This is a genomic window from Stieleria tagensis (genome assembly GCF_024129865.1).
Classification (GTDB): domain Bacteria; phylum Planctomycetota; class Planctomycetia; order Pirellulales; family Pirellulaceae; genus Stieleria; species Stieleria tagensis.
In genome coordinates this window covers 1-20540 of record NZ_JAMYFE010000097.1, presented here as the reverse complement: position 1 = coordinate 20540, position 20540 = coordinate 1, and the positions used below count along the sequence as shown (strand labels likewise).

General features: G+C 57.6%; 18 protein-coding genes. 8 read left to right on the top strand and 10 right to left on the bottom strand.

Annotation, left to right across the window (positions count from 1 at the left end; genetic code table 11):
• The first annotated feature begins 25 nt into the window (after positions 1–25).
• Positions 26–478, top strand: a complete 453-nt coding sequence (locus tag NHH03_RS21640; protein ID WP_253159563.1) for a hypothetical protein — start codon at positions 26–28, stop codon at positions 476–478.
• 26 nt (positions 479–504) lie between these two features.
• Here the strand turns inward: NHH03_RS21640 and NHH03_RS21635 are convergent, their stop codons facing one another.
• Positions 505–1164, bottom strand: a complete 660-nt coding sequence (locus tag NHH03_RS21635) for a BON domain-containing protein (RefSeq protein WP_253159561.1) — start codon at positions 1162–1164, stop codon at positions 505–507.
• Positions 1165–1430: 266 nt separating this feature from the next.
• Between NHH03_RS21635 and NHH03_RS21630 the strand changes: the two genes are divergently transcribed.
• Positions 1431–3362, top strand: a complete 1932-nt coding sequence (locus tag NHH03_RS21630) for a DUF3352 domain-containing protein (RefSeq protein ID WP_253159559.1) — start codon at positions 1431–1433, stop codon at positions 3360–3362.
• Between the two features lie 5 nt (positions 3363–3367).
• On the opposite strand, the gene dnaB is transcribed toward NHH03_RS21630, so the two are convergent.
• The gene (dnaB, locus tag NHH03_RS21625; protein WP_253159557.1) at positions 3368–4816 is read right to left on the bottom strand and encodes a replicative DNA helicase; all 1449 of its coding nucleotides are present in this window, start codon (positions 4814–4816) and stop codon (positions 3368–3370) included.
• 136 nt (positions 4817–4952) lie between these two features.
• Positions 4953–6686 (bottom strand): DnaA/Hda family protein, encoded by a 1734-nt coding sequence (locus NHH03_RS21620; protein WP_253159555.1) that lies wholly within the window; start codon positions 6684–6686, stop codon positions 4953–4955.
• 899 nt (positions 6687–7585) lie between these two features.
• Here NHH03_RS21620 and lexA point away from each other — a divergent pair.
• A complete protein-coding gene (gene lexA / locus NHH03_RS21615) occupies positions 7586–8188 on the top strand; it encodes a transcriptional repressor LexA (RefSeq protein ID WP_253159553.1) in 603 nt (200 codons plus the stop codon).
• 18 nt (positions 8189–8206) lie between these two features.
• Here the strand turns inward: lexA and ndk are convergent, their stop codons facing one another.
• Both ndk and NHH03_RS21605 read right to left on the bottom strand, forming a co-directional pair.
• Entirely contained in the window at positions 8207–8665 is a 459-nt protein-coding gene (ndk, locus tag NHH03_RS21610; RefSeq protein WP_253159576.1) for a nucleoside-diphosphate kinase, read from the bottom strand.
• A gap of 31 nt (positions 8666–8696) precedes the next feature.
• Positions 8697–8957, bottom strand: a complete 261-nt coding sequence (locus NHH03_RS21605; protein WP_253159551.1) for a hypothetical protein — start codon at positions 8955–8957, stop codon at positions 8697–8699.
• A 30-nt stretch (positions 8958–8987) separates the two neighbouring features.
• Between NHH03_RS21605 and NHH03_RS21600 the strand changes: the two genes are divergently transcribed.
• Positions 8988–9746: a hypothetical protein gene (locus NHH03_RS21600; RefSeq protein WP_253159549.1), complete on the top strand. Its 759-nt coding sequence runs from the start codon at positions 8988–8990 to the stop codon at positions 9744–9746.
• Here NHH03_RS21600 and NHH03_RS21595 read toward each other — a convergent pair.
• On the bottom strand, positions 9743–10768 hold the full coding sequence (locus NHH03_RS21595; RefSeq protein ID WP_253159547.1) for a hypothetical protein: 1026 nt from the start codon (positions 10766–10768) through the stop codon (positions 9743–9745). The two genes, NHH03_RS21600 and NHH03_RS21595, sit on opposite strands and share 4 nt — an antisense overlap.
• A gap of 22 nt (positions 10769–10790) precedes the next feature.
• A complete protein-coding gene (gene aroH / locus NHH03_RS21590; protein WP_253159546.1) occupies positions 10791–11219 on the bottom strand; it encodes a chorismate mutase in 429 nt (142 codons plus the stop codon).
• Positions 11220–11414: 195 nt separating this feature from the next.
• Between aroH and NHH03_RS21585 the strand changes: the two genes are divergently transcribed.
• On the top strand, positions 11415–11669 hold the full coding sequence (locus NHH03_RS21585) for a hypothetical protein (RefSeq protein WP_253159544.1): 255 nt from the start codon (positions 11415–11417) through the stop codon (positions 11667–11669).
• A 214-nt stretch (positions 11670–11883) separates the two neighbouring features.
• Here the strand turns inward: NHH03_RS21585 and NHH03_RS21580 are convergent, their stop codons facing one another.
• Positions 11884–12024 carry a hypothetical protein gene (locus NHH03_RS21580; protein WP_253159542.1) on the bottom strand — a complete coding sequence of 47 codons (141 nt, stop codon included), beginning with the start codon at positions 12022–12024 and terminating at the stop codon, positions 11884–11886.
• Positions 12025–12217: 193 nt separating this feature from the next.
• Positions 12218–14605, bottom strand: coding sequence for a hypothetical protein (locus NHH03_RS21575; RefSeq protein WP_253159540.1), 2388 nt, complete (start codon positions 14603–14605; stop codon positions 12218–12220).
• 367 nt (positions 14606–14972) lie between these two features.
• On the opposite strand from NHH03_RS21575, the gene NHH03_RS21570 reads away from it, so the two are divergent.
• Positions 14973–16700, top strand: coding sequence for a BBP7 family outer membrane beta-barrel protein (locus tag NHH03_RS21570; RefSeq protein WP_253159538.1), 1728 nt, complete (start codon positions 14973–14975; stop codon positions 16698–16700).
• Between the two features lie 121 nt (positions 16701–16821).
• Here NHH03_RS21570 and NHH03_RS21565 read toward each other — a convergent pair whose 3' ends face one another.
• Positions 16822–18180, bottom strand: coding sequence for a PQQ-binding-like beta-propeller repeat protein (locus tag NHH03_RS21565; RefSeq protein WP_315861480.1), 1359 nt, complete (start codon positions 18178–18180; stop codon positions 16822–16824).
• Between the two features lie 275 nt (positions 18181–18455).
• Here NHH03_RS21565 and NHH03_RS21560 point away from each other — a divergent pair, with 275 nt between their 5' ends.
• Together NHH03_RS21560 and NHH03_RS21555 are read left to right on the top strand one after the other, a co-directional pair.
• A complete protein-coding gene (locus NHH03_RS21560; protein ID WP_253159536.1) occupies positions 18456–19022 on the top strand; it encodes a SixA phosphatase family protein in 567 nt (188 codons plus the stop codon).
• Positions 19023–19033: 11 nt separating this feature from the next.
• Entirely contained in the window at positions 19034–20200 is a 1167-nt protein-coding gene (locus tag NHH03_RS21555; RefSeq protein WP_253159534.1) for a metallophosphoesterase, read from the top strand.
• Positions 20201–20540: the final 340 nt, after the last annotated feature.

Here is a 20540-nt window from a genome sequence, read left to right as displayed (position 1 = left end):
TGATCCGAACTCGCCACGCCACGCGATGCCATCAGAAATCAATCCCTATGCCGCGCCCCAATCGGATCCGGAAAATCTCCTGCCCCAGGGACCGGTGACCGATCGCCGCTATCGGTGGGCAATCGGGGGTGCGGCCACGATCCTACTCGGGTGCGCGGTCGCAGCTGGGTTTGCGATCTACGACATCGAATCCATCGTTGTCAGCGGCGGGATCCTGTCGGTTCTGGCTTTGTTATTGCTGGCCATCGCGCGTCCGCTGCGACTGCGCGGGCTGATGCCCATCGCACTGGCCATGCTGACGATCGCGTTGGGTTGCTTTGCAACGATCTACTTCAACAGTTGGAGTCCCACGCAAGCTCAAACCCCAATCGGAACTGCAACGGTGGTCTGCGCCGTCTTGATGCAGACCGGTTGGCTGTCGATTGCCAAGGTTCGCTGGTCGCATCGCGAGTCGCTGGAAAACGAACTCGTTAATTAAAGTGTCCTGAACCGTTGATGTCGAAATCAGTTGGCCACAACGACTTCGTTTTGCACGCTGCTGACACCTGGTTCCAGCCGCATCAACAATTCGCTCATGCGGCGCTCTTTTTCACTGCTAACCGACCCGGTTAAAATCGCGGTGCGACCGTTCATTCGCACGTTGACTCCGTCGACGCCGCTGTGGGCTGGCAGCATGTCAAAGACTCGGTTAGCGGTTTGTTGCACCGTGGCTTCGGGGCGCGGTGGAATGCCGATGGCCGAACGCAGTCGAACGCGGATCACAGGTTTTTGAGTGGTGGCACCCTGTCCGCCAAACGCACCGCCGAGTCCGCCAAACAAACCGCCAAGACCTCCCATGCCGCCGCCAAATCCGCCGCCGCCCGCACGACCGGAACCCAGGCCGCCGTCGGTGGTCAGGCCAAACCCTTGCGTTTCCGCCCCACTAATCGAATCGCCTCGCTGAATGCCATCGAAGGCACTCATGTCGGTCTCGCCAGGATCAAATCCAGCTCCGAGGCCTGCGCCGCCACCACCGCCACTGGTCCCGGCGTTTCCTGTGTTGCCCCCGTTTCCGTTGTCGGCGCCATCATTGCCGCCATTTTGCTGAGCATTGGCAACCGAACCAAGTAGCATCAGTAACAAAGTGTACAACCAGACACGGTGGCCATTGGATTTGGTCAGCATGATCATCAGAATACCTAGCGAGAAATTCCTGAGCAGCAGAGTCCTGTGGATCGAGTTCAACTCGAATGATGCGTGCGAACAACGAACGCAGTGCCCACCGAACCTCTGTTTCACTCCTCTAGTTTAACACTGCTTTAACACCGCGCGCCCTTGAACGTTCCGGAATTTGCCTAGTGCAGTTCCTGACCGACGACCAAGATTTTCCCCGAAGATTCGAACCAGTCGTTATGTCCCGTTGCCATTCCCTCCCCAACACCACCGATTCCATGACGTCACACGTTTCCCGATACCGTTTCCGGCTGGCAAATAGGGTCGCCGCGGCGGCCCTGTTGTATTGCACCCTGGCCGTGCCGGCGTCACTGTGTTCCTCCCAAGCGGCAGATCCGGAAACGTCGGAATCGTCGCTGCCCGGTGCGCCGCGATTGTTGCCCAGCGACACCCTGGCTTACCTGCGGCTGGACAGCGCCGAAGACTTTCGCAGTGAGATGGGGCAATCGTCGCTCGGGCGAATGATCAACGATCCTAAGATGCGACCGTTTGCCGACCAATTCTATGCCACCGCGCGAGAGTTGTTTGATCGGATCAGTGATGAAGTCGGTGTGGGACTGGATGAATTGCTGTCCATTCCTCATGGACAAGTCGCAATCGCGGTGCATCCGGCCAAACCACTTGATGAAGACGACAAGCCGGAGATTGACAACGAGGACGATGATCCGGATCAAGCCGCCAAACGTCGCGATCGGCTCCGCCGCCGCGAAGCCTATTCGTTTGGCGGAACATTGATCGTGGATGCAGGGAAACAAATCGATCAAGCGATGGCGATTGTGGAGCGTTTAGAAGAACGCATTGTCAGCAGCGGCTACAAACGACGTGTTCGCAAGATCGAAAAAACAGACGTCATCCGTCTGATTCCGAATCGCGCCGACCGCACCGCGATCGAGTACTTTGAAAAAGACGGCACGCTGGTGTTTGCAGTCGGCAACCGCAGTGCGCAAGACGTGCTGGAGCATTGGTTGGGGGAAAACGAAGAACCGACGTTGGCGGATAACTCCAAATTCGGCACGATCATCTCGCGTTGCATCGGGGCGGAATCGACTCGTCCACAGATCACCTTCTTTATTGATCCCCACTCCATCATCGACCGAATCATCAAACGCAGTGGCAGTCTGACCGCCGGACTGACGTGGCCGGTGATCCAAGAGATGGGCGCTTCGCGGATCGGCGGAATCGGCGGCAGTTCGTTTCATGGTGGCGAGATTTTTGAAGGGATCGCGCATTACCACATCAACATCGAACCGCCACGCGATGGGGTGTTGGGAGTGTTGCGTCCCGAGACCGGTGAAACCGCGCCGCCGAAGTGGGTTCCGCAATCGATCGCCGGATACACCTCGATCCATTGGGATTTTGCCAAGACGTATGAAAACGCTGGCAAAGTGTTGGACCGGTTTCAGGGCGAGGAATCGTTGAAGCGATTCGTCGAAGAACCGGCCGAAAAGCGGTTGGGGCTGAACATTCAATCCGACGTGCTGGAAAATTTGACGGGACGGTTGGTGCGTTGCACGTGGATGGAACCACCAATCCGGATCAACAGTGGTGTCACGACTGTGGCGTTTGAAGTCAAAGATGTGATCAAAGCCAAATCCACGCTCGCCAGCGTCCGCGATCGAATGCCCGGTCGGATGACATTGGAAACCACCGGCGGTCATGTGATTTATCGTCTCCGGGGTCCCGGAAATAACTTTCCCGAGAACCTGCGTCGTCCGGAACCGTCGTTGATGCTGTTGGGGAAGTGGCTGATCTATTCCGATAGCACCAAGTTTTTGGAGAAAGCCGCGTTGGCGGAAGCCGGGAATCTGCCACGGCTGATCGATTTACCCGAATACGAACTGGTGGCCGGCGAGCTCGGCGGGAAACTCGATGGTGAAAAACCATTCCTGTTGTCGTACATCGATGGCAGTGAAGGCATTCGGTTGATGTATGACATGACCAAAAGCGAAGGCAACCGCCAAGCAATACGGCGGGCGGGTGAGAACAACATCGTTGCCAAGAAGTTCAGTGAGCTGTTGGAAAACAACGAACTGCCGCCGTTTTCGGAGTTCGAAAAGTACTTTGCTCCGACCGGAATGTTCGGCTATGACGAACCGGATGGAATCCATTTTGGATTCTTTACGCTGCGAGCCGAACCAACGGACAAGTAAGCGGTTTAGAACCCACCGGGCGCGGTGAATTCGGCATAGTCGCTGAATTCATCGTGCCGTTCGGGAGCTCGGCTGCTGAACCGCGTGAAGTCGGCTTCCCATGTCAACTGCACGTCGCCGACCGGGCCGTTACGCTGTTTCGCGATGATGATCTCCGCTTGCCCGGCAAATTGCGCGCGGTCTTCGCCACGGTGATAGTATTCCTCGCGGTGCACAAACATCACCACGTCGGCGTCTTGCTCGATGGCTCCCGACTCTCGCAAGTGGCTGAGTTTGGGGCGGTGGTCCTTGCTGTCTTCGGCTTGCCGGTTTAGTTGTGACAGACACAGCATCGGCACACCCAATTCACGCGCCATGCCCTTCAGGCGACGGGCAATCTTGGCGACCTGTTCCTGTCGTGGATCACGCGAGTTGTCCGGTTCGATCAACTGCAAATAATCGATCACGATCAAACCCAAACCACCGTGTCGGCGTTTGATCCGGCGCGCCGCCGCAGCGATTTCGCTGACCGTCCGGCTCGGCGAATCATCGACAAAGAAGGGTGCCGTGCTGATCTCGTTGGCTTTGTTGATCAAACGTGTTTGGTCGTCGGCGCTGATCGTGCCGTTTCGCAGCCGGTGACCGTTAACACGTGCCAGCGAACACAACATCCGGTCGGCCAATTCGATCCCTGACATTTCCAAACTGACGAACAGGGCGGGCTGCTGCATTTCGATCGCGGCGTGTTCCGCGATATTCATCGCCAAGGCCGTTTTGCCCATCGAGGGACGGGCGGCCAAGATGATCAATTCGCCGTTGTGCAGTCCGCCGGTCATCGTGTCATAGTCCGTCAATCCGGTCTCGACCGTGCCGTCAGTGACCTCGCCCCGCAAGCGAGCTTCCATGCGATCCATCGCCGCGTGCAACACGTCGTTCATCGAGTGCAATGAATTGGACGACCGGCCGTCCATGATCGAAAACACTTTTTGCTCGGCCTGGGCGCACAACTCGCGCGCATCGCTGGCCTGATCGTAGGCGTCACGCAGGATTTCGGTGCTGGCGTTGATCAGGTTCCGATAGACGGCTTTTTCCGAGACGATCCCGGCGTAATAAACCGCGTGAGCCGCGTTGGGGACCGAATTCGAAAGCTTGGCCAGGTAGCCCGCGCCACCAATCGCTTCGAATTCATCGGATTTCTTCAGTCGCGAGACCAACAGCATCACATCGATTTTTTCGCCATTGTCGTACATCTCACGCAGGTGGGTGTACAAGATCCGATTGGCATCGTCGTAGAAATCGTCCGCTTTCAACGATGCGGTGTCGTCGCAGGCCTCTGGCATGATCAGGATGCTGCCCAGCACACCCATCTCCGCCTCCAGATCGTAGGGCGGTTGCCGCTGCAAAATCTCGGCAGCCGACTGGGGGGCTTTCTTTTTCTTTTTGTCCCAGGGGCGATCCGACTGGTCAGCGATCAATGTTCCGATCCTTGGATGGTTGGTAGTGGACTGTGACGCGGGTTTGACGTCGCTCTATTAGACCCGATTGAATTCAGAAAGAAAGTTTCAACGTGCAGGGTTGGCCGTGAAAAAGCTCAGGGGCTCTTGCGCACCACTAGCCTGTTTTCAACAGCGATTCGATGCGGCGAATCGCCTCGTCGGTCGAAACAGCCGCCCGACCACGTCCGATCGATCGACCGGCGTCGAGCCACTGGCGGACACGCTGGGAGGCCAAAATGGCGGTGCTGTGACTTCGCCCCCCGTAGTGACCGCCGATTTCGGAAAAGGCACTGCTGGTCATTTCACGCGACAGGTACATCGCCAGCATGCGTGGTTCGGTGATCGATTTGGTTTGCGAACCCGACTGCAGCGATTTGGAATCGAGTTGGAACACCCGTTCGACGGCGCGTTCAATGGCGTTCAAGGTGATCGGGACGCCGGCTGATCGCAACAGGTGACCGCCATGCTGGCGAATCTGTTCCATCGTCGGCATCTGCCGATACATCCGTTGCAGCAACGCCACCAGATTCACGATCCCGCTGATCACCCGCCCGTCACCATCGACTAGTTCAGCAATCTCGCCTAGCGTTTCCGCAGGCCATGCGATGGTGCAACGCTGTTCGGCATACCGCGCCAGCAATTCGCTACGCGTTTGCACGTCCATCGATTGCACTTGGCAAACCAAGCCCGATGCCAGTCGCCCCGAGAGTTCGTTGCCAAGTCCCTTGATTTCATTCGGGGCCTTGGTGCCGGCGAACAACAACGGTTTACCGAACTCGGCCAACATCTCAATCGTGTGATGCAATTCCCGAATCGTGGCTTTCTTGTCGACGAAGAATTGGATGTCATCCAACAGCAATGCGTCGGCATCGCGAAAGCGAGAGCGGAACGCCGGCAGGCTGTTGGCGTTGAGTGCTTTGATAAAATCGTTGGTGAATTCTTCGGCCGACAGATAAACGACGCGACGCATTCGATGCAAACTGCGAAGCTTGCCGGCCACGGCGCGCAACAGGTGCGTCTTGCCTGAACCGGCGGGCCCCCACAACACCAACGGCGACGCCAAGGCAGGGTTTTCGATCACCATTTTGCAGGCGGTTCGCGCCAGTTGGCTGGAATTGCCGGCGACAAAATTCTCCCAGGTGGTCTCGCTCCGCGTCGAAGCCGACGTTGGGAGCTTGCCGCCCGTCGCGGGTGCACAACCTGGATCTTGGTCGCCACCTTGCTTGCCAGGAACGTCACCGGCCGTAGCATCCAACGGCAGCTCGATCTGGGCGATCGATGTCTGGGGAGGATGTTGGGACGGCCGCCGCGCGGGTTTTCGCGAATCCGTGCCATCCTTCAAAATCTCGCTCAGCGATTGCGTGCGCCGTCGCGAGCGGGGCTTTGAACTGGCTGCGGTCGCACTCTTTCGCCGTGTCGCTGACGATGCTTTGTCGGGGGTGGCGGCAGCGCCGCGATTTTCTTCGGTGGTCGCTTCAGCTGCCGCGGCGGCTGGAAGCTGGTCGGGCGCCGCTTCAAATGGCAATTCCACGGCATGTGCCGGTTGGATTTGAACCTCGACCATCACGTCGGTGGTTCTGCCGCACACCGATGACGCCGCACCACGCATCGCTTGCAGATAGTTTTTGCTCAACCGGTCGGCTGCAAATTGGCCGTGGGCGATTGCCACAATCGTTGGTGCAACGTCTCCATTGACCGTGCGACAGATAAACCGAATGCCAGAAAACCAAATCTGGAATCGCTCCTGTCCGACACGATGCTTCAACGCCTCCTTGAATCTAACGACGACATCCTGGTCATCGGTGCAGCCTTGCGGTGTGGACATACCGGGAGCGCAATCCTCCATCATGGATGTTCGCGGAATCGGTGCGGAACCGGGAAGACGACACACAATGCGGCCACGCATGGGGAAGCGCGTCGATCGACTCGGAAAGGGGGCGTTGACGATAATCACTTGACCCGGAAAAGCAGCCTAAGCGTTGGCAAGAGTAGCAGCCAACCTAGCTCCGCTGGGTGGCGTTTCAGCCTCCCGTGTCAAATGGAACTTGAAATCTGTGCAGTTGCTCTGGCGTTGATGGGGGTGAACCGGAGTTCTTAAATTCCGCTGCCCCACTCACATGTCCTTCACGTTGCATTCATCAAGTGGGCGAGATTCTATGTTTGCTAGCACACAAGTCAAACCAAATGACAGCAACCGGCGCGCGGTTTTCGAGATCCGTTCCGGGATCGTTCGCTTGGGGCAATAAATCCCGGTCAAGCGTCACACGGCGGTCCGGCAAAAACCCCGCCTGGAGCGGTTGAATGAGTTTTCCGGACCGTGGAAAAAGTGTCGGATGCACTCACACCGGATCGCCGATCGGCCCGCCGTGGCATCATTAACCTGTTTCCGGTGAAGGGTTTGCAATCAAACGGTGAAATGCAAATCGATTTTGGCTTGATCGCTGAGGTTTTTGATTTCCCCAGCGGCGGGACTTGAACGCCGGCATGAGGCAACCATGATCGGGTCTGCGATCGTTTGGCCGTCAATTCGACGACAGCCAACGGCGAAATCTCGCCAATGCTGAATTTTTGTCGATCCCGCGTCGGGCTCCGGCGACGGCTTCCGATTAACACTTCAACATTGGACAGATGTGCTCCACATTGTGCGGTCGGAAGCGGTTGAAACGCTCATAGACTGGTTCAAGTGGATGGAATACACTTTTACTGTTGTCACACCGACGACACCTCCTCTTTTCGTTGAGTCTACATATGTCAACCAAGCAACTCACTGACCGCCAACGACGGGTATACGAGTTGATTCGTGATTTGATTCTCAACCGTGGCTACGGACCGACTGTTCGCGAGATTGGCGAAGAGTTTGGGATCAAAAGCCCCAACGGCGTGATGTGCCATCTGCGTGCATTGGAACGCAAAGGGTTGATTCGCCGCAGTCCGAACAAGTCGCGCGCGATCGAATTGACTGAAACCATTGATCAGCGTGATCACAGTTTGCCGATGGCCGGATTGGTCGCGGCGGGCACGACTGCGCTCGCGTTTGAGCAAACCGATCGGATGGATTTTAGTGGCATGTTCTGCCAGAACGACCGGTTTATCCTGCAGGTGTCGGGCGATTCCATGATCGACGCGCACATTCAGGACGGTGACTTTGTGGTCATTCAGAAACAGGACACGGCGGAAGCCGGCCAGATGGTCGTTGCCAAACTGCCCAGCGGTGATTCGACGCTGAAGTTCTGGTATCCGGAGGATTCACGGATCCGATTGCAGCCGGCCAACGCGGACATGGCGCCGCTGTATGTCAGCGACGCTCAGGTTGTCGGCGTCGCGGTCGGCGTGGTCCGCAACGTCGTCTGATCGTGGTTTCCGCGACGATTATTCATCGTCGGCATGAAAGACGGGTGTCAGCAAGGGTTGATACTGACAGATCTCGTTGTCGCTGAAATACAGCGACAATTCGCGGCGGGCCGCTTCGGCACCGTCGCTGGCGTGCACCAAATTCATCTGCCGCGATCCGCTAAAATCTCCGCGGATGGTTCCGGCAGCGGCGTTCAGGCCGCTGGTCGCGCCCAGCATGTCGCGAACGACTTGGATCACATCCAGGCCGTCGATCGCCAGTGCCAAAATCGGCGCGCTGGTGATGAAGGCTTCCAGGCTTGGATAAAACGGTTTTTCGACGTGTTCTGCATAGTGTTGCTTGGCCAATTCAGGCGTCACTTGCAACATTTTCATGGCCACGATATTCAAGCTTTTGGCTTCGAAACGGGAGATCAGTTGTCCCATCAGTCGCCGTTGAACTGCGTCGGGTTTCAGTAATACCAGGGTGCGTTGCATCAAGTCACTCATCAAACAAACTCCACGGCGCCTAAAAAAAGTTGGATTGCCTTTGCAGTGGCGTTTCTGCGAGGCAAAACGATGGCTTGCGACCGTCCCGGTGCAGCCAAGGGGCGGCGATTATCTGCTTCTCACTCGGCGGCGCGAAGCGGGGATTATTCGCGCCGGTCAGACCTGCTAGATTCGAGACTTCGTCGGCCGACACTGAGCCTGCCGCCATGACCGGTAAGCGGTGATCGGCGCGCCCCATCATTCGATTCTCAGTGCCTGGATGATGAATTTCCATTTTCATTTGCAAGAAGACATCCGCTAGGCGAAGACGATGAGCGATACGCAGCAAAACGATCCGGCGACCGACAACACGAGTACCGCCACGACCCAGGGAGCGCGCCGCACCAAACGAATTCTGCTGGTGCCCTACCCAAAATTCGTCTTCATGTATCCCACGCTGATCGTTTCACTGGTTTGTTCGATCGTGTTGTGGATGGGGGGACACACGGCCGTCGATCCGGCGACCGATACCACGCCCGTGGTGATGACGGGCTTGTTCATTGCGGTGCTGATGGCCAACATGTTTGTGCTGGTGTTTGATTTTCCCCGCGCCACCTCGCTGACATTGGTGTTTGTCATCACGACGTTGGTGATGGGGCTGTGGCTGTTGTTTTTAGCCCGTCCTGATTTAATGCCGACGATCACCGATCGCCTGCAGTCGATCCGCCCGGTCGCCAATACCACGTTCTTTTTTTGCATGACGGTCGCGATCGGTGTGATGTACATCGCCGTCTTTGTCAGCACACGCTTCAACTACTGGGAACTGTCCAACAACGAATTGCTGCATCACCATGGACTGCTCAGCGATTTGAAACGCTATCCCGCTCCCAACTTGCGCGTCGACAAAGAAATCAACGACGTGTTCGAGTACATGTTGTTGGGCGCGGGACGATTGATTTTGCATCCCAGCACCGAGAAACGCTCGATCGTCTTGGACAATGTGCTGTTCGTTGGCCGCAAAGAAGCAGAGATGACCAAGATGCTCGGTTCCATCAAAGTCCAGATTGGCAACGATAGCAGCCTCAGCTAGCGATCAAGTTCCGAGTCGGCGAAGTCATCCGCATCGATGGCGCTGGAATCTTCTGAGCGCTCGCGAAGCGGGGCCAGCATGCGGTCGAGTGCCTTGAGCGCCACGGGCATGGCCGCACCGGCGCCCGACCATTGGTCCCACCATCCGGCGACCACCTCGGCGACCGCGTCATCACCAAGCCGCCACAGTTTGACAGCGGTGGCAATCGGCAGTTTTGGCGAACGGATCAAATCCAACTCGGCCCCGGCCGACAACACCAGCGGGACACAGCCCAAATGCCAGGGCAGTGAAGTCCGGCGGTGCGTGCCAGATCCGAATCCTTCCACCGGCAGGGCGTCAGGCTGGGAAACCGTTACGGTGTTGCCTAGCGTTGCATCCAAGTGTCGGCCGACCGCGACTTGGGTGATCCAGAAAACCAGCCGGAAAATCTCTCCGACCTGGGGATCCGCATCGGTCAACATTGCTTCGATCCAAACACGATTCTGGCCGGAATCAAACCCGCCATCGCCACCTCGCAGTGGCTGAACCAACAGGCAATCGATCGCCGGCGGCCACCATTTTTCCGGCGGCGATGACGCCCAGATCAGTCGGGCTGTTTCGATCAACAGTCCCGGGCCAAATGTCTGCCAGCGATCCTTTAACGGGCCGGCGCGAAGTTGTAGTTGGTCGCCCAGTTTGGGAAACCGTTGTTGAAACGCGATCCGACATTCATCCATCCGGCTGGCCAGCGCCGCGGCCGTCTGGTCGACCTGTAGTTCACTGCAACCGGCGGCCAACAGTGCCGGCTCACAGGCATCGCGGGCGGACCGCCCCGCTGCGACAGCGGCGAACAATCCGCTCCAAAATGTTCGCACATCGGCTTGCGCCGAAACCAATCGGGTGTTGATTTCGCTGGTCGGTTGCACCAATGCCGCTTCGGTTTTGCTGTCATTGCAGACGCCACCGGTTGCGACGACAAACGACGCATGAATGACGCTTAAGTCGGCTGCGGGGTGAAACCGAACGTTGGATTTTCTAGCCAAGGCGTGCAAGCTCGTGAGAAAATCAAGAAGGTGATGGCAACTGAGACTGGATCCATTGTTCCAATTCGTCAAAGTCAACTGGCGGCAGTTTTGACAGATCAGGGCGCAATTTCACAGCGTCGCGAACGTACACGTGTTGGATTTCGGACTGTGACTTGGTCGTGTTCCAGTGCAACAGGATGCGAATGCAGCGTGGCAGCGATTTCTCGACCGTGATCTCGTAGCCACACATCAGGGGGACCTCGATCCAGCCCAGCTGTCGCGCGGCGAGGGCGGGGAATTCAGCCGACAAATCTTTTGTCACGGTGAACAGGGCACTCGCCAAGTCGACTGTATCGATCTCGTTTTGACGAATCATCAGCGCGATCAGCTGCCTGGTTGCCAACAATATTTCGTCTCGATCGTCGGCGGTGACGGTCGTCGCCCCACGGACCCCTCGGCATGCCATCATTCCCACTCAAACCTCGTCAAAGGAAACCAATCGTGTTTGGCCAATCAGCCGACCGGCGTTGCGGATTGCCTTGCGACCCCCGGCGGTATAAAGCTTACTCGGCTATGCCTACTATAGGCGTGTTGGCCGCAGCGCCGATAACCGTCTTACCTTTTCCTCCGAAATCCGCACCGCATTTTCGCCCGGTCTTGCCCCATGAACGCTCATCGAACGCCCCATCAAGAAAAGATCATCAAGAATTACTACCGAAATCGCGATGCGATCGGGATCCAAAAGGCCCAGGAATCGATCACCGAGCTGTATTTAAGCGAAGGCAAAAAGCGAGAAACCGTTTGGAAACGGTTGTGCAGCCACTTGGAGAAAGCCGGATTGTCGGCCGAGCAGATCGAACACCTGCGGGCCAAAGATGATCCAGCCTTGGTGGCCGAAGCGATCGAAAAAATCGCCTGATGGTCCGCGCCCGTGTCGCTGAACTCTGTCAGGTCGCGCCGCCTGTCGCTCTGGCCTCTGTCAGGCTGCACCGACACCACCTGTAGCCGGGCTCTGTGAGGCCGTACCGGATCACCAGCCGACGAGCGTTCGCCCCGGTTTGACGTGAGAAACCGCCGTCGCCGTGCGGCGCGGCTGCAGAAGTGGGCTCAACGAGCCCACCTGGCGAGCAGCGCTAGTTGCGATCAAGCTTTTCTTGTGCCCTGGCGGCTTTCAGTGCAGCTGCTTCCCGCGAGAGTTTGAACTCTGGACCGCTGGGGAAATACTGCACGTCGTCTTGCAAGTAATAGGGGCTGGGTAGGGTCTGGCCGTTCATCGTCACCTGACACCCAGTTGCGCCGAAGAGGCAGGTGGACGCGATAAACGCGATTGCGGTAGCTCGGGTAATGCGTCCAGAAGTCGATTTGCGGCTCATGGCTTCCATGCCTTAGTTGGATCTGCTCGTTACGGGGACATCGATAGCACACGATTCCCGTCACAACCGGTATCGGATGAATAACCGGCAAAGATTAACCCGAGGAACCGATTTTGTCGGAATCGTTGTCGGGCGATGGCTCAGCCGCGGCCGTTTGCAGGATCGTTTGCCGGCCCTCGGGCCATTGCACAAACAGGTGCATGTCGATCGTCACCGCGGCTTCGATGCTGCGCACCAGAGACGCCAAAATCTGCAGTCGTTGGACCATTTCACTGGCCTTCTCGATCTGGTTTTCACAGTCGGCCAGTTTCCGTTTGAACGTGTGTTTATCTCCCAATTCGGACGCTTTCCAGGCATTCTCCAGCCTTGGTTTCGTATTCCTGGCGGTCTGCAATTGGAGAGACGTTTGTCTCACGGCCACCTCGATTCCACCAGACTGCAGCGTCTGCCACGGCATCGACGGATCCAGGCGAGCGGCAAATTGCAACTGGCATTTCAGTTCATTGGTACAGCGGATGTCGATCACGACGGCAACAGCGACCCCCGGGGCGTCGGGCCGCGTCAAAATCGCAATCGCTCGGCCCTGTTGGGGGCGTTCGGGATTAAACGGCGTTTCCCAAACGAATTCGATCCCTTTGGGGACCGATAGATCTAAATCCAAATGGGTGTCTTTCTTCAGTAGCCGATAGCCCAGATTCCACGACGGTTTGGAATCTTCACGCCGTAACGACAGTCGAAACGGATCGGTGTCGATTGCCGGACGCAAATAGATCGGTTGGCCATTGGCATCCATCAGTCGTCCATGGACGACCTGGGCTGCCCAGCTTTCCTGTTTTGATGCCTCGGTCCATTGGAACGTCTTGGTTTCTCCACTGGTCAATAAATCAGCGATCACCGTTTTGGTTTGATTGCGATGGCAGACGACTTGGGTCAGCGATTGCTGAGGCTGTGGTTGCAGCGAGATTGGGACGGGGAACGGAAATTCAATCGAGCTGATCGCCGCTACGGAATCCGGCAGGTTGGCCGGGTGATCGACCCTCCCGGGCCACGGCAACTCGATGAACTTGGTTTTTCCCGGACGAATCCGCTGCGGCGCGTCCTTGGCCGCATTGTCAGCAGAGGATCGACCAAGCATCTCCTCCAGCTTCTCTGCGTCGGACGGTTGCGGCGGTGGTTCGGGGCGTGGAGGCAGCCGATTGGCTAGCCAATCACTCTCGTCGGGTTCCGGATAGACAATGCCGCCCGGCGGCAGATCTGCGCGTGACAGCCCGCTTGGCTCGGCCTCGCCGCTCGTTTCTGCGGCCGTCTGGGTCGGCAATTCGTCCTCCGGTTGCCCTGACAGCAGCATCTGTAAATCATCTAATTGATCGAGTATTTGATCAGATTCTTCCGGCTCGCTGGAATCCGATCCCACTTCGGCCTGCTCGGTCGGCAACGACAAATCGGGCAGCGATAGGTCAATAGCGCTGCTATCGAATTCGGCGGATTCAGCGTCCTGCTGCGGTACCGCAGCGAGTGCGGCGTGATCAAGTTGCGGTTGTTGGATCGGATCAGAACGGCGGTTTTGGCGTTTGTTGCTGATCAGCACTCCGGCCAACACCATTGTCGCAACCGTGACGGCGGTGCCGATCCCCAGCACCAGATTCCAATTGAAGCGGCGGTCTCGCTCGAGCGGCTTAGACAGAACGGGCCGTGATTTCGGTTCCACAACCGGCGCCTCTTGGACCGCCTCGGGACCAAACCGTTGGGAGAGCGACAGGATCAGCAAATCCAATAATTGTTCGCGATCGAGTTGCGTATCGGCAGTGTCATGCGGGGCACTGGCGGGCTCAGCAGCGGAGGTTTGCCCCGAGGTAGCCCCCGAGGTCGAGGCTGTTCGCTGGCCGACGCCGCGTCGCCCGGATCCCCAGGGGCTGGCCGGATCAATCCGCTGAGAAAGCTCGGTGCTGCGGCGAATCACAATCGGTTTTGCCTGTACCCGGACGGCAACCGGGGCGGATTCCTCCGTTTCAGCCGCCTGGGCGCGACGTCGTTTGGACGTCGGATAGACCTTTAGCAACTCACGAAACTGAGCCAACAACTCAGACTCGGTGGTCTGGTTTTCGCTGGAATCAGCCGTCGTCGATCCGCTCGGGCGCGGGGGTGACGGATCGGTGGTTTCAGTCCTTTGCAACACCAATGAACCTTTTTCGGTAACAAACCAATCGTTCAAGTCAACTTCGTTTAGACCGTCCCCTCGCTGGGTCCGCTGGTGGCAAACGGACAGGAACTGGTCACTTAGATGGTCCCTCCAATCAGCCGGCGGGATGCCAAATCGGCGGAGCAGCGATGCAACCGATTCCATCGATTGATGCGGTGCATCGCCCATTGAATCGTTTCGATCCCCCGTCGCAGCACTCCCTCTCGCGTCTCGTTCCATCGCGACATCGGCAACACCATTTGGTACGGCGTGCTTCAGTACGTCAAGGGATTGAGAACTCATTTCCAATTCCGGCGTCTAGATTTGGCGACCGATGCGGCGATGGCGTGATTAAACCTGCGCTATTGTCAACGTTCAGGGGTGAACAATCAAACCCAACTAATTCACAGCCCCCTGTGGGAAGGCGGAAAACAGGAATTTCAGGACCAACCGGAGCGACCGTTATATTTTTCCTTAGTGGTTCTACCGGAATTAACCAAACCACCGGGGCAGTCTTTGCCGATAACTCCGGCTGAAGCGATTCTTCCCGTGCTTTGGATTGCATCGAATCGGCCGCCGCTTTAATGCCGCGACCGACCGATTGGTTCTGGCATCCGGCGATTCGTTTCACAACTGAAATATCAGGGGGAACTGGTATAGAGCAGGCGAAATGATTCGTCTGTTGTGTGCGTGCCGTGCGATCTTGCCGGACATTTCTCCCACCAAATTGTGGCTCGGGATTCAAGCGTGGCGACGTCGCCGGCGATGGCTCGGGCGAACGAGCCCCAACAGCAAGGCGGCTGCGACCGCGGAGACGTTTGCAATGCATCAAATGATTCGAAACATGGTCAACCGTATGACAAACCGAGCCGATGAGGCTGTGCGATTTAATCCGCCTGCCATTGATGCTCGACCGCTCGCCGATTCGGCAAGCTGGTCATTCAAACTGACACTCGCTCTGTTGGCGTCCAGCATGCTGGGCGGACAAGCGATGGCTCAAGGCGTGGCACACGCCGACTACGACCTGGCGGCAAGTGGCTATGTCACGCCGGCCGGGATGCCGCCGATGGGTGTGCCCTCGATGGGCATGCGTGGCACCGCGCCGGTGATGCCGGTCGGCTACCAGTCGATGGGCTACCCGCCGATGGGCTGTGACAGCGGCAGTTGCGATGGAGCTCCGTTGATGGGCGGCGTGGACCGGATGGTCTGTGGCACCTGCGGCGGCGGTGGCGGCTGCGGTTGCAACGGCATGCTCAGCGGCGGCTTGCTGGGCAAAATGCGAGCCCGTGGCGGACCAGGTTGCCTGTTCTGTCGCGGCAGCGGATGCACCGCATGTAAAGAGTTGCCGTTTGGCTACGCCGGTTCGGTACTGGCCTGTATGGTCGGGGCGCTGCGTCCCTACGAAGAAGCCGGATTGTGCAACCAACGCTGGTATGACCTCAGCATCGAAGCACTGGCGCTAGACCGCAGTCTGGGTGGAGTCGCACCTAATGTGATCACCACCGAAGGCGTCAATGGAACTCCAGTGTTATCCATGAGTGACTTGGATGGTGACGACGTCGAAGGCGGTATCCGCTTGTCGGGTGCGTTGATCTTCGGAGCCGGTGGGAACTTGGAAATGACCTACATGGGCGGCAACGAGTGGGATGACTCGGCCACCGTCACCTCGGCCACTCCGAACCTGTTTTCTTACATCAGCGATTACGGCACCTTGCCAGGTGGTGTGTTGGATCCCGGATTTGATGACACCGACCGTTCGCTGCAACAGAGCATTCAAAACGAAAGCTCGTTTCATTCGGCCGAAATCAACTACCGACGCCGTACGATGTTCCCCTACTGCCGCTTCCAAAGCTCGTGGTTGGTTGGACTTCGCTATCTGCGATACGACGACAACTTGCTGTACCAGACCACGGGTTTGGACAACGACACCGTCAACGGAAACCTGCCACGCTACTTCGCCAGCAACACCGGGACGCAGAACAAACTGTTCGGCCCACAAGCTGGATTCGATTTCTGGTGGAACATTTACCCCGGCATCTCGATGGGTGTCGGTGCCAAAGCGGCCTGGATGCAAAACGATGTTGATCGACGCGGTAGTGTGTCGGCCAACTCGATCCCCAACGGCGGCTTGGTCGTCGCCCGAACGGTCACCGCCGACGATGGCGATCAGCAAGGCACGGCGATGGCCGATTTCGAACTGAAACTCGTTTACCGCTTCAGTCACTCCTGGTCGCTACGTACGTCCTACTATGCCTTGGCCGTGGACGACATCGCGTTCGGTGGATTGGATCCCAACATCCAGTACCCGACCGCAACGAGCGATCTGGTCCTGGCACCGATGCAGTACGAGGACTTGGTTCTGCAAGGTTTCACGATCGGTACTGAATACGTCTGGTAGTCCCGCCAGCCGAGCCGAAGAACGATACAGCAAACCCCACTCGTCGTCGTTGCCGAGTGGGGTTTGCTCATTTGATCTCGGGGTCGGGGCGCCCCGTCAGGTTCGCCCCGTCCAAAACGACTCAGCGACTCAGGTCGACGGCAACGATTTCTTTGTCGTTGCGGACAAACGCCGTCTTGCCCGCGTACGCCGGATGGCTCCAGACGACAGGCCGGCCGAATGATTCATTGGTTGGATCAACCACGTGCATCCGCCCCTGTTCGTCATATCCCTTGGCGGTCAGCTCGGCGATAATCAGGTCACCGTTCTCGCTCATCAACAAATGGCGATCAGAGTCACCCAGTCGCGTGATGAACGCCGTGCCATGTTTGATGAAACGCTTTTCATCGGGCTTGGTCGCCGCAAACGTGTCCCACAAACGGTCTCCATTGTTTGCGTCCACGGCGATCAAATCGCCTTGCAAACAATCCGTTCCGTAGATCACTCCGTCAACGATCATCGGCGGCGCGTTGCTGCAGTGAACCGCGTTCTTGGCTTCACCTCGCCAGAGTTCCGTGGCCTGGGGCGCTGTTTCGTCCAATCGCACCATCACCGCTTCGGTTTGGATCGAACTGGCGTACAACAGATTGCCTTCGACCATCGGCTGGGCAATCGACATCTCATAGGCAGGGCTCATCGGGACGTCCCAGTACACCTCGCCGCTGGCCGGATCCAGACTGTGCAGACCTTGAGGATGAAACACGATCAATTGACGTGTTCCACCAGCTTGAATGATGCGTGGCGGACAGTAGCCGGCTTTCACGTCCAACGCCTTCCAACGTACTTCGCCGCTGAGTTTGTCAAACGCCACGATGCCTTGTCCGTCGCCACCGACCATCGTGTACAGCAGGTCGCCATCAACCAACGGATGTGATGCAAATCCCCAGATCGGGACCTCGGCGGAAAAATCTTGAGGCAGATTTCGACTCCACACCAGCTCGCCATCGGCGGTCTTCAGGCAGCTTAAATCGCCCTCCGCACCCAAGATGTAAACGTGCTGGCCGTCGACCGTTGGCGTTGCCCGCGGCCCGGCCGGATAGCTGATCGAATAGGGCCGATCGTAAGCATATTCCCAAATCGTCTCGCCGCTCTTTTGGTCCATTGCCAACAACCGTTCGCGGCCGTTGAGTTCCACCCGTTTGCCAGGATCGTTGAACGCCTTGCCAGACTTCAGCTGGTAGTCAAACACATACACCTTGCCGTCGGCGACCGCCGGGCCGGCGTAACCTCCGGAAATCGTTCGTCGCCACTTGATCGGCAGTCCCGAGCCGGGGATTTCATCGACCACGCCAGACTCGCGATACACACCATCACGCTCCGGCCCCAACCACCCCGGCCAGTCGTCTGCGTACAATGCTCCAGTCATTGACGCGGAACCCTGTAGCAGGGCGACCGAGATGCCGACCAACAAAGAAGAGAAAGAGCGGGACAGTTTGGACATCGAATCTTCACCGAGTTTGGAAAGTGAATCGTTAGAAAAGTAAATCGAGAATGCGGGAGGTCACGCCGATTTTAAGTGTAGCCTTTACCGGTACTTTGGGCGTTGGCCTTCCAGTTGTGCTTTAAAGTGGTGCGTTCATCCCAACCCGACGCGTCACGGTCTGTTGATTTCAACTTCGAAGGTGAATTAGCGTGGGAACGGTAACCCGGCGCGTCAGCGAGGGATTGAGTGTGTTGACGGGATCCCTCGCTGACGCGTCGGGTTAGGGAAAAACAATGCCTCACGCAACGCCGCAACATCCGCTGCAACAATTCAGAGACCTGACATTGATGGAATCGAAACTGATCTTAATGCGTCACGCCAAAAGTGGGCACGATGATCCATCCCTGGCCGATCACGATCGCCCCTTGGCCGGTCGTGGTCGTCGCGCTTGCCCCCTGATGGCGAGCTGGCTGGCCGATCAGGATTGCATCCCCGATTTGATTTTATGCTCGTCGGCAATCCGCACCCGCCAAACGGCCCAGTTGTTACTGGACGCTTGGCAGCATCAGCCGTCGATCGAATACCACGAATCGCTGTATTTGTCCGGTCCGGATACGATTTTGGATGTCGCCTCTAGCGAACATGCAGACGCCCGCCGAGTGATGGTGCTGGCACACAATCCAGGGATCAGCATGCTGGCGACGATTTTGGCCGGACAGTCCTTGGAATTAGTGACTGCCGCGATCGCAGTGTTCACAGCATCTGGTCAGTCCGCCGACGCAGACCCATTGGATCGACTCAACCTGCAATCCCGTTTGCCGTTGACCTCGTTCGGCAGCCCAAAATCCTTGTCGTCTTGATTCGGTTGTTCATGAATGGATTCCCTGGCTGGCTGATGTTGGCAATCGCTCTTGTCGGTCACGGCGGGTTGCACATCGCGATCTACAATCGAATCAATGCCTTCGGTTGGCCGCGACGGTGGATCAAGCGATTGGTCAAACTGTTTTTGTTCACCACCGTCGCCATTCCGATCGCCATTGCCTGGTCCCAGTCTGATGCGCTCCGTGAGATCCTGTTTGACGGCGGTTCTTGGAGGGCGCTCGACCGCTCCGTTCGCGGTTACCTCGCGGTTTGTTTGGCTAGCTGGGTCGTGTTTGGAATCCCCTGGATCTTGTGGCGACCCATCCTGGGGCTCGAATCGGTCGCCGCGACTCGCAAAATCACGGTTGTGGATGTCACCAAGGCCTTCAGCCATTCGCTGACCACCACTCCCAAAGCAACGTTTGAGTCCCGGTTGCCGCTCAATCAGGTGCTGCAGTTGTCGATCGAGGAAATCGAATTGCCCGTCGTCGGCTTGCCAGCGGAGCTTGATGGATATCGGATCGCACACCTGAGCGACATCCATTTGACGGGAGAAATCCGATCCGATTATGCGCGTTTTGCCGTGCAACAGGCGACGAAGTGGCGTCCCGATCTGATCGCATTGACCGGCGACATTATCGACGAACAGGGCTGCATTGATTGGTTGTTCGAGATCTTTTCGCCCGCCGAAGCCACTGATGGATGCTATTTCATCCTCGGAAATCACGACACTCGGATCGTCGATTCCTGGGAAACCAGGCAAGCCATGGACCGAGCCGGCTGGATTGATTTGGGCAGCCAGTCGATCCGGCGGCGGCTGGGCGGCGTGGACTGCCAACTGATCGGCAACGAGGCGCCCTGGTTTGCGCGGCCCGCGGTGGAGCCTGCGGAAGTCTGCTTTCGGCTGCTGCTCAGCCACAGTCCGGATCAATTCGGTTGGGCACGCCGCAACGGTATCGACTTGATGCTGGCCGGCCACACCCACGGCGGCCAAGGTCGATTGCCGTTGGCCGGTCCGATTCTCAGCCCCAGTCGACACGGCAGCCGGTATGCTTCCGGCGACTTCTATCGACCACCAACCACCCTGCATGTGACCCGTGGTTTGGGCGGAGTCCACTTGCTGAGGATCAATTGTCGCCCCGAACTGTCGCTGCTGACCCTGCGGGTGCCCTCTTAAACCGTTTTGCGGCATGAGGCATGCTGCGGTCGATTGCCCAACTGTCCGGTTGCGGGCAAATTCATTTTCGCCTCCATCGCGGTTTCTCAGTCAACGTTGGGATTTCGGATTGGGTCGACGATACCGGGTGGGTAGGTCTTTGAAACCGCGGGAAAAACAGGGTAAACGGGGCATGGCGGAGTTGGCTGGAGTGCCTGGCCGCCGTCTCTGTGGCGGCCCGAAACCGAACGCTCAGACTTTTTTCTTTGTTTCTTCTCAAACAGCGTTGACGGCAGGCAGGTCGGCCGCAATACTCCCTGCCCACGTCGAGGAAAGGCCGGCAAGGCTAGCAAGCGACGTG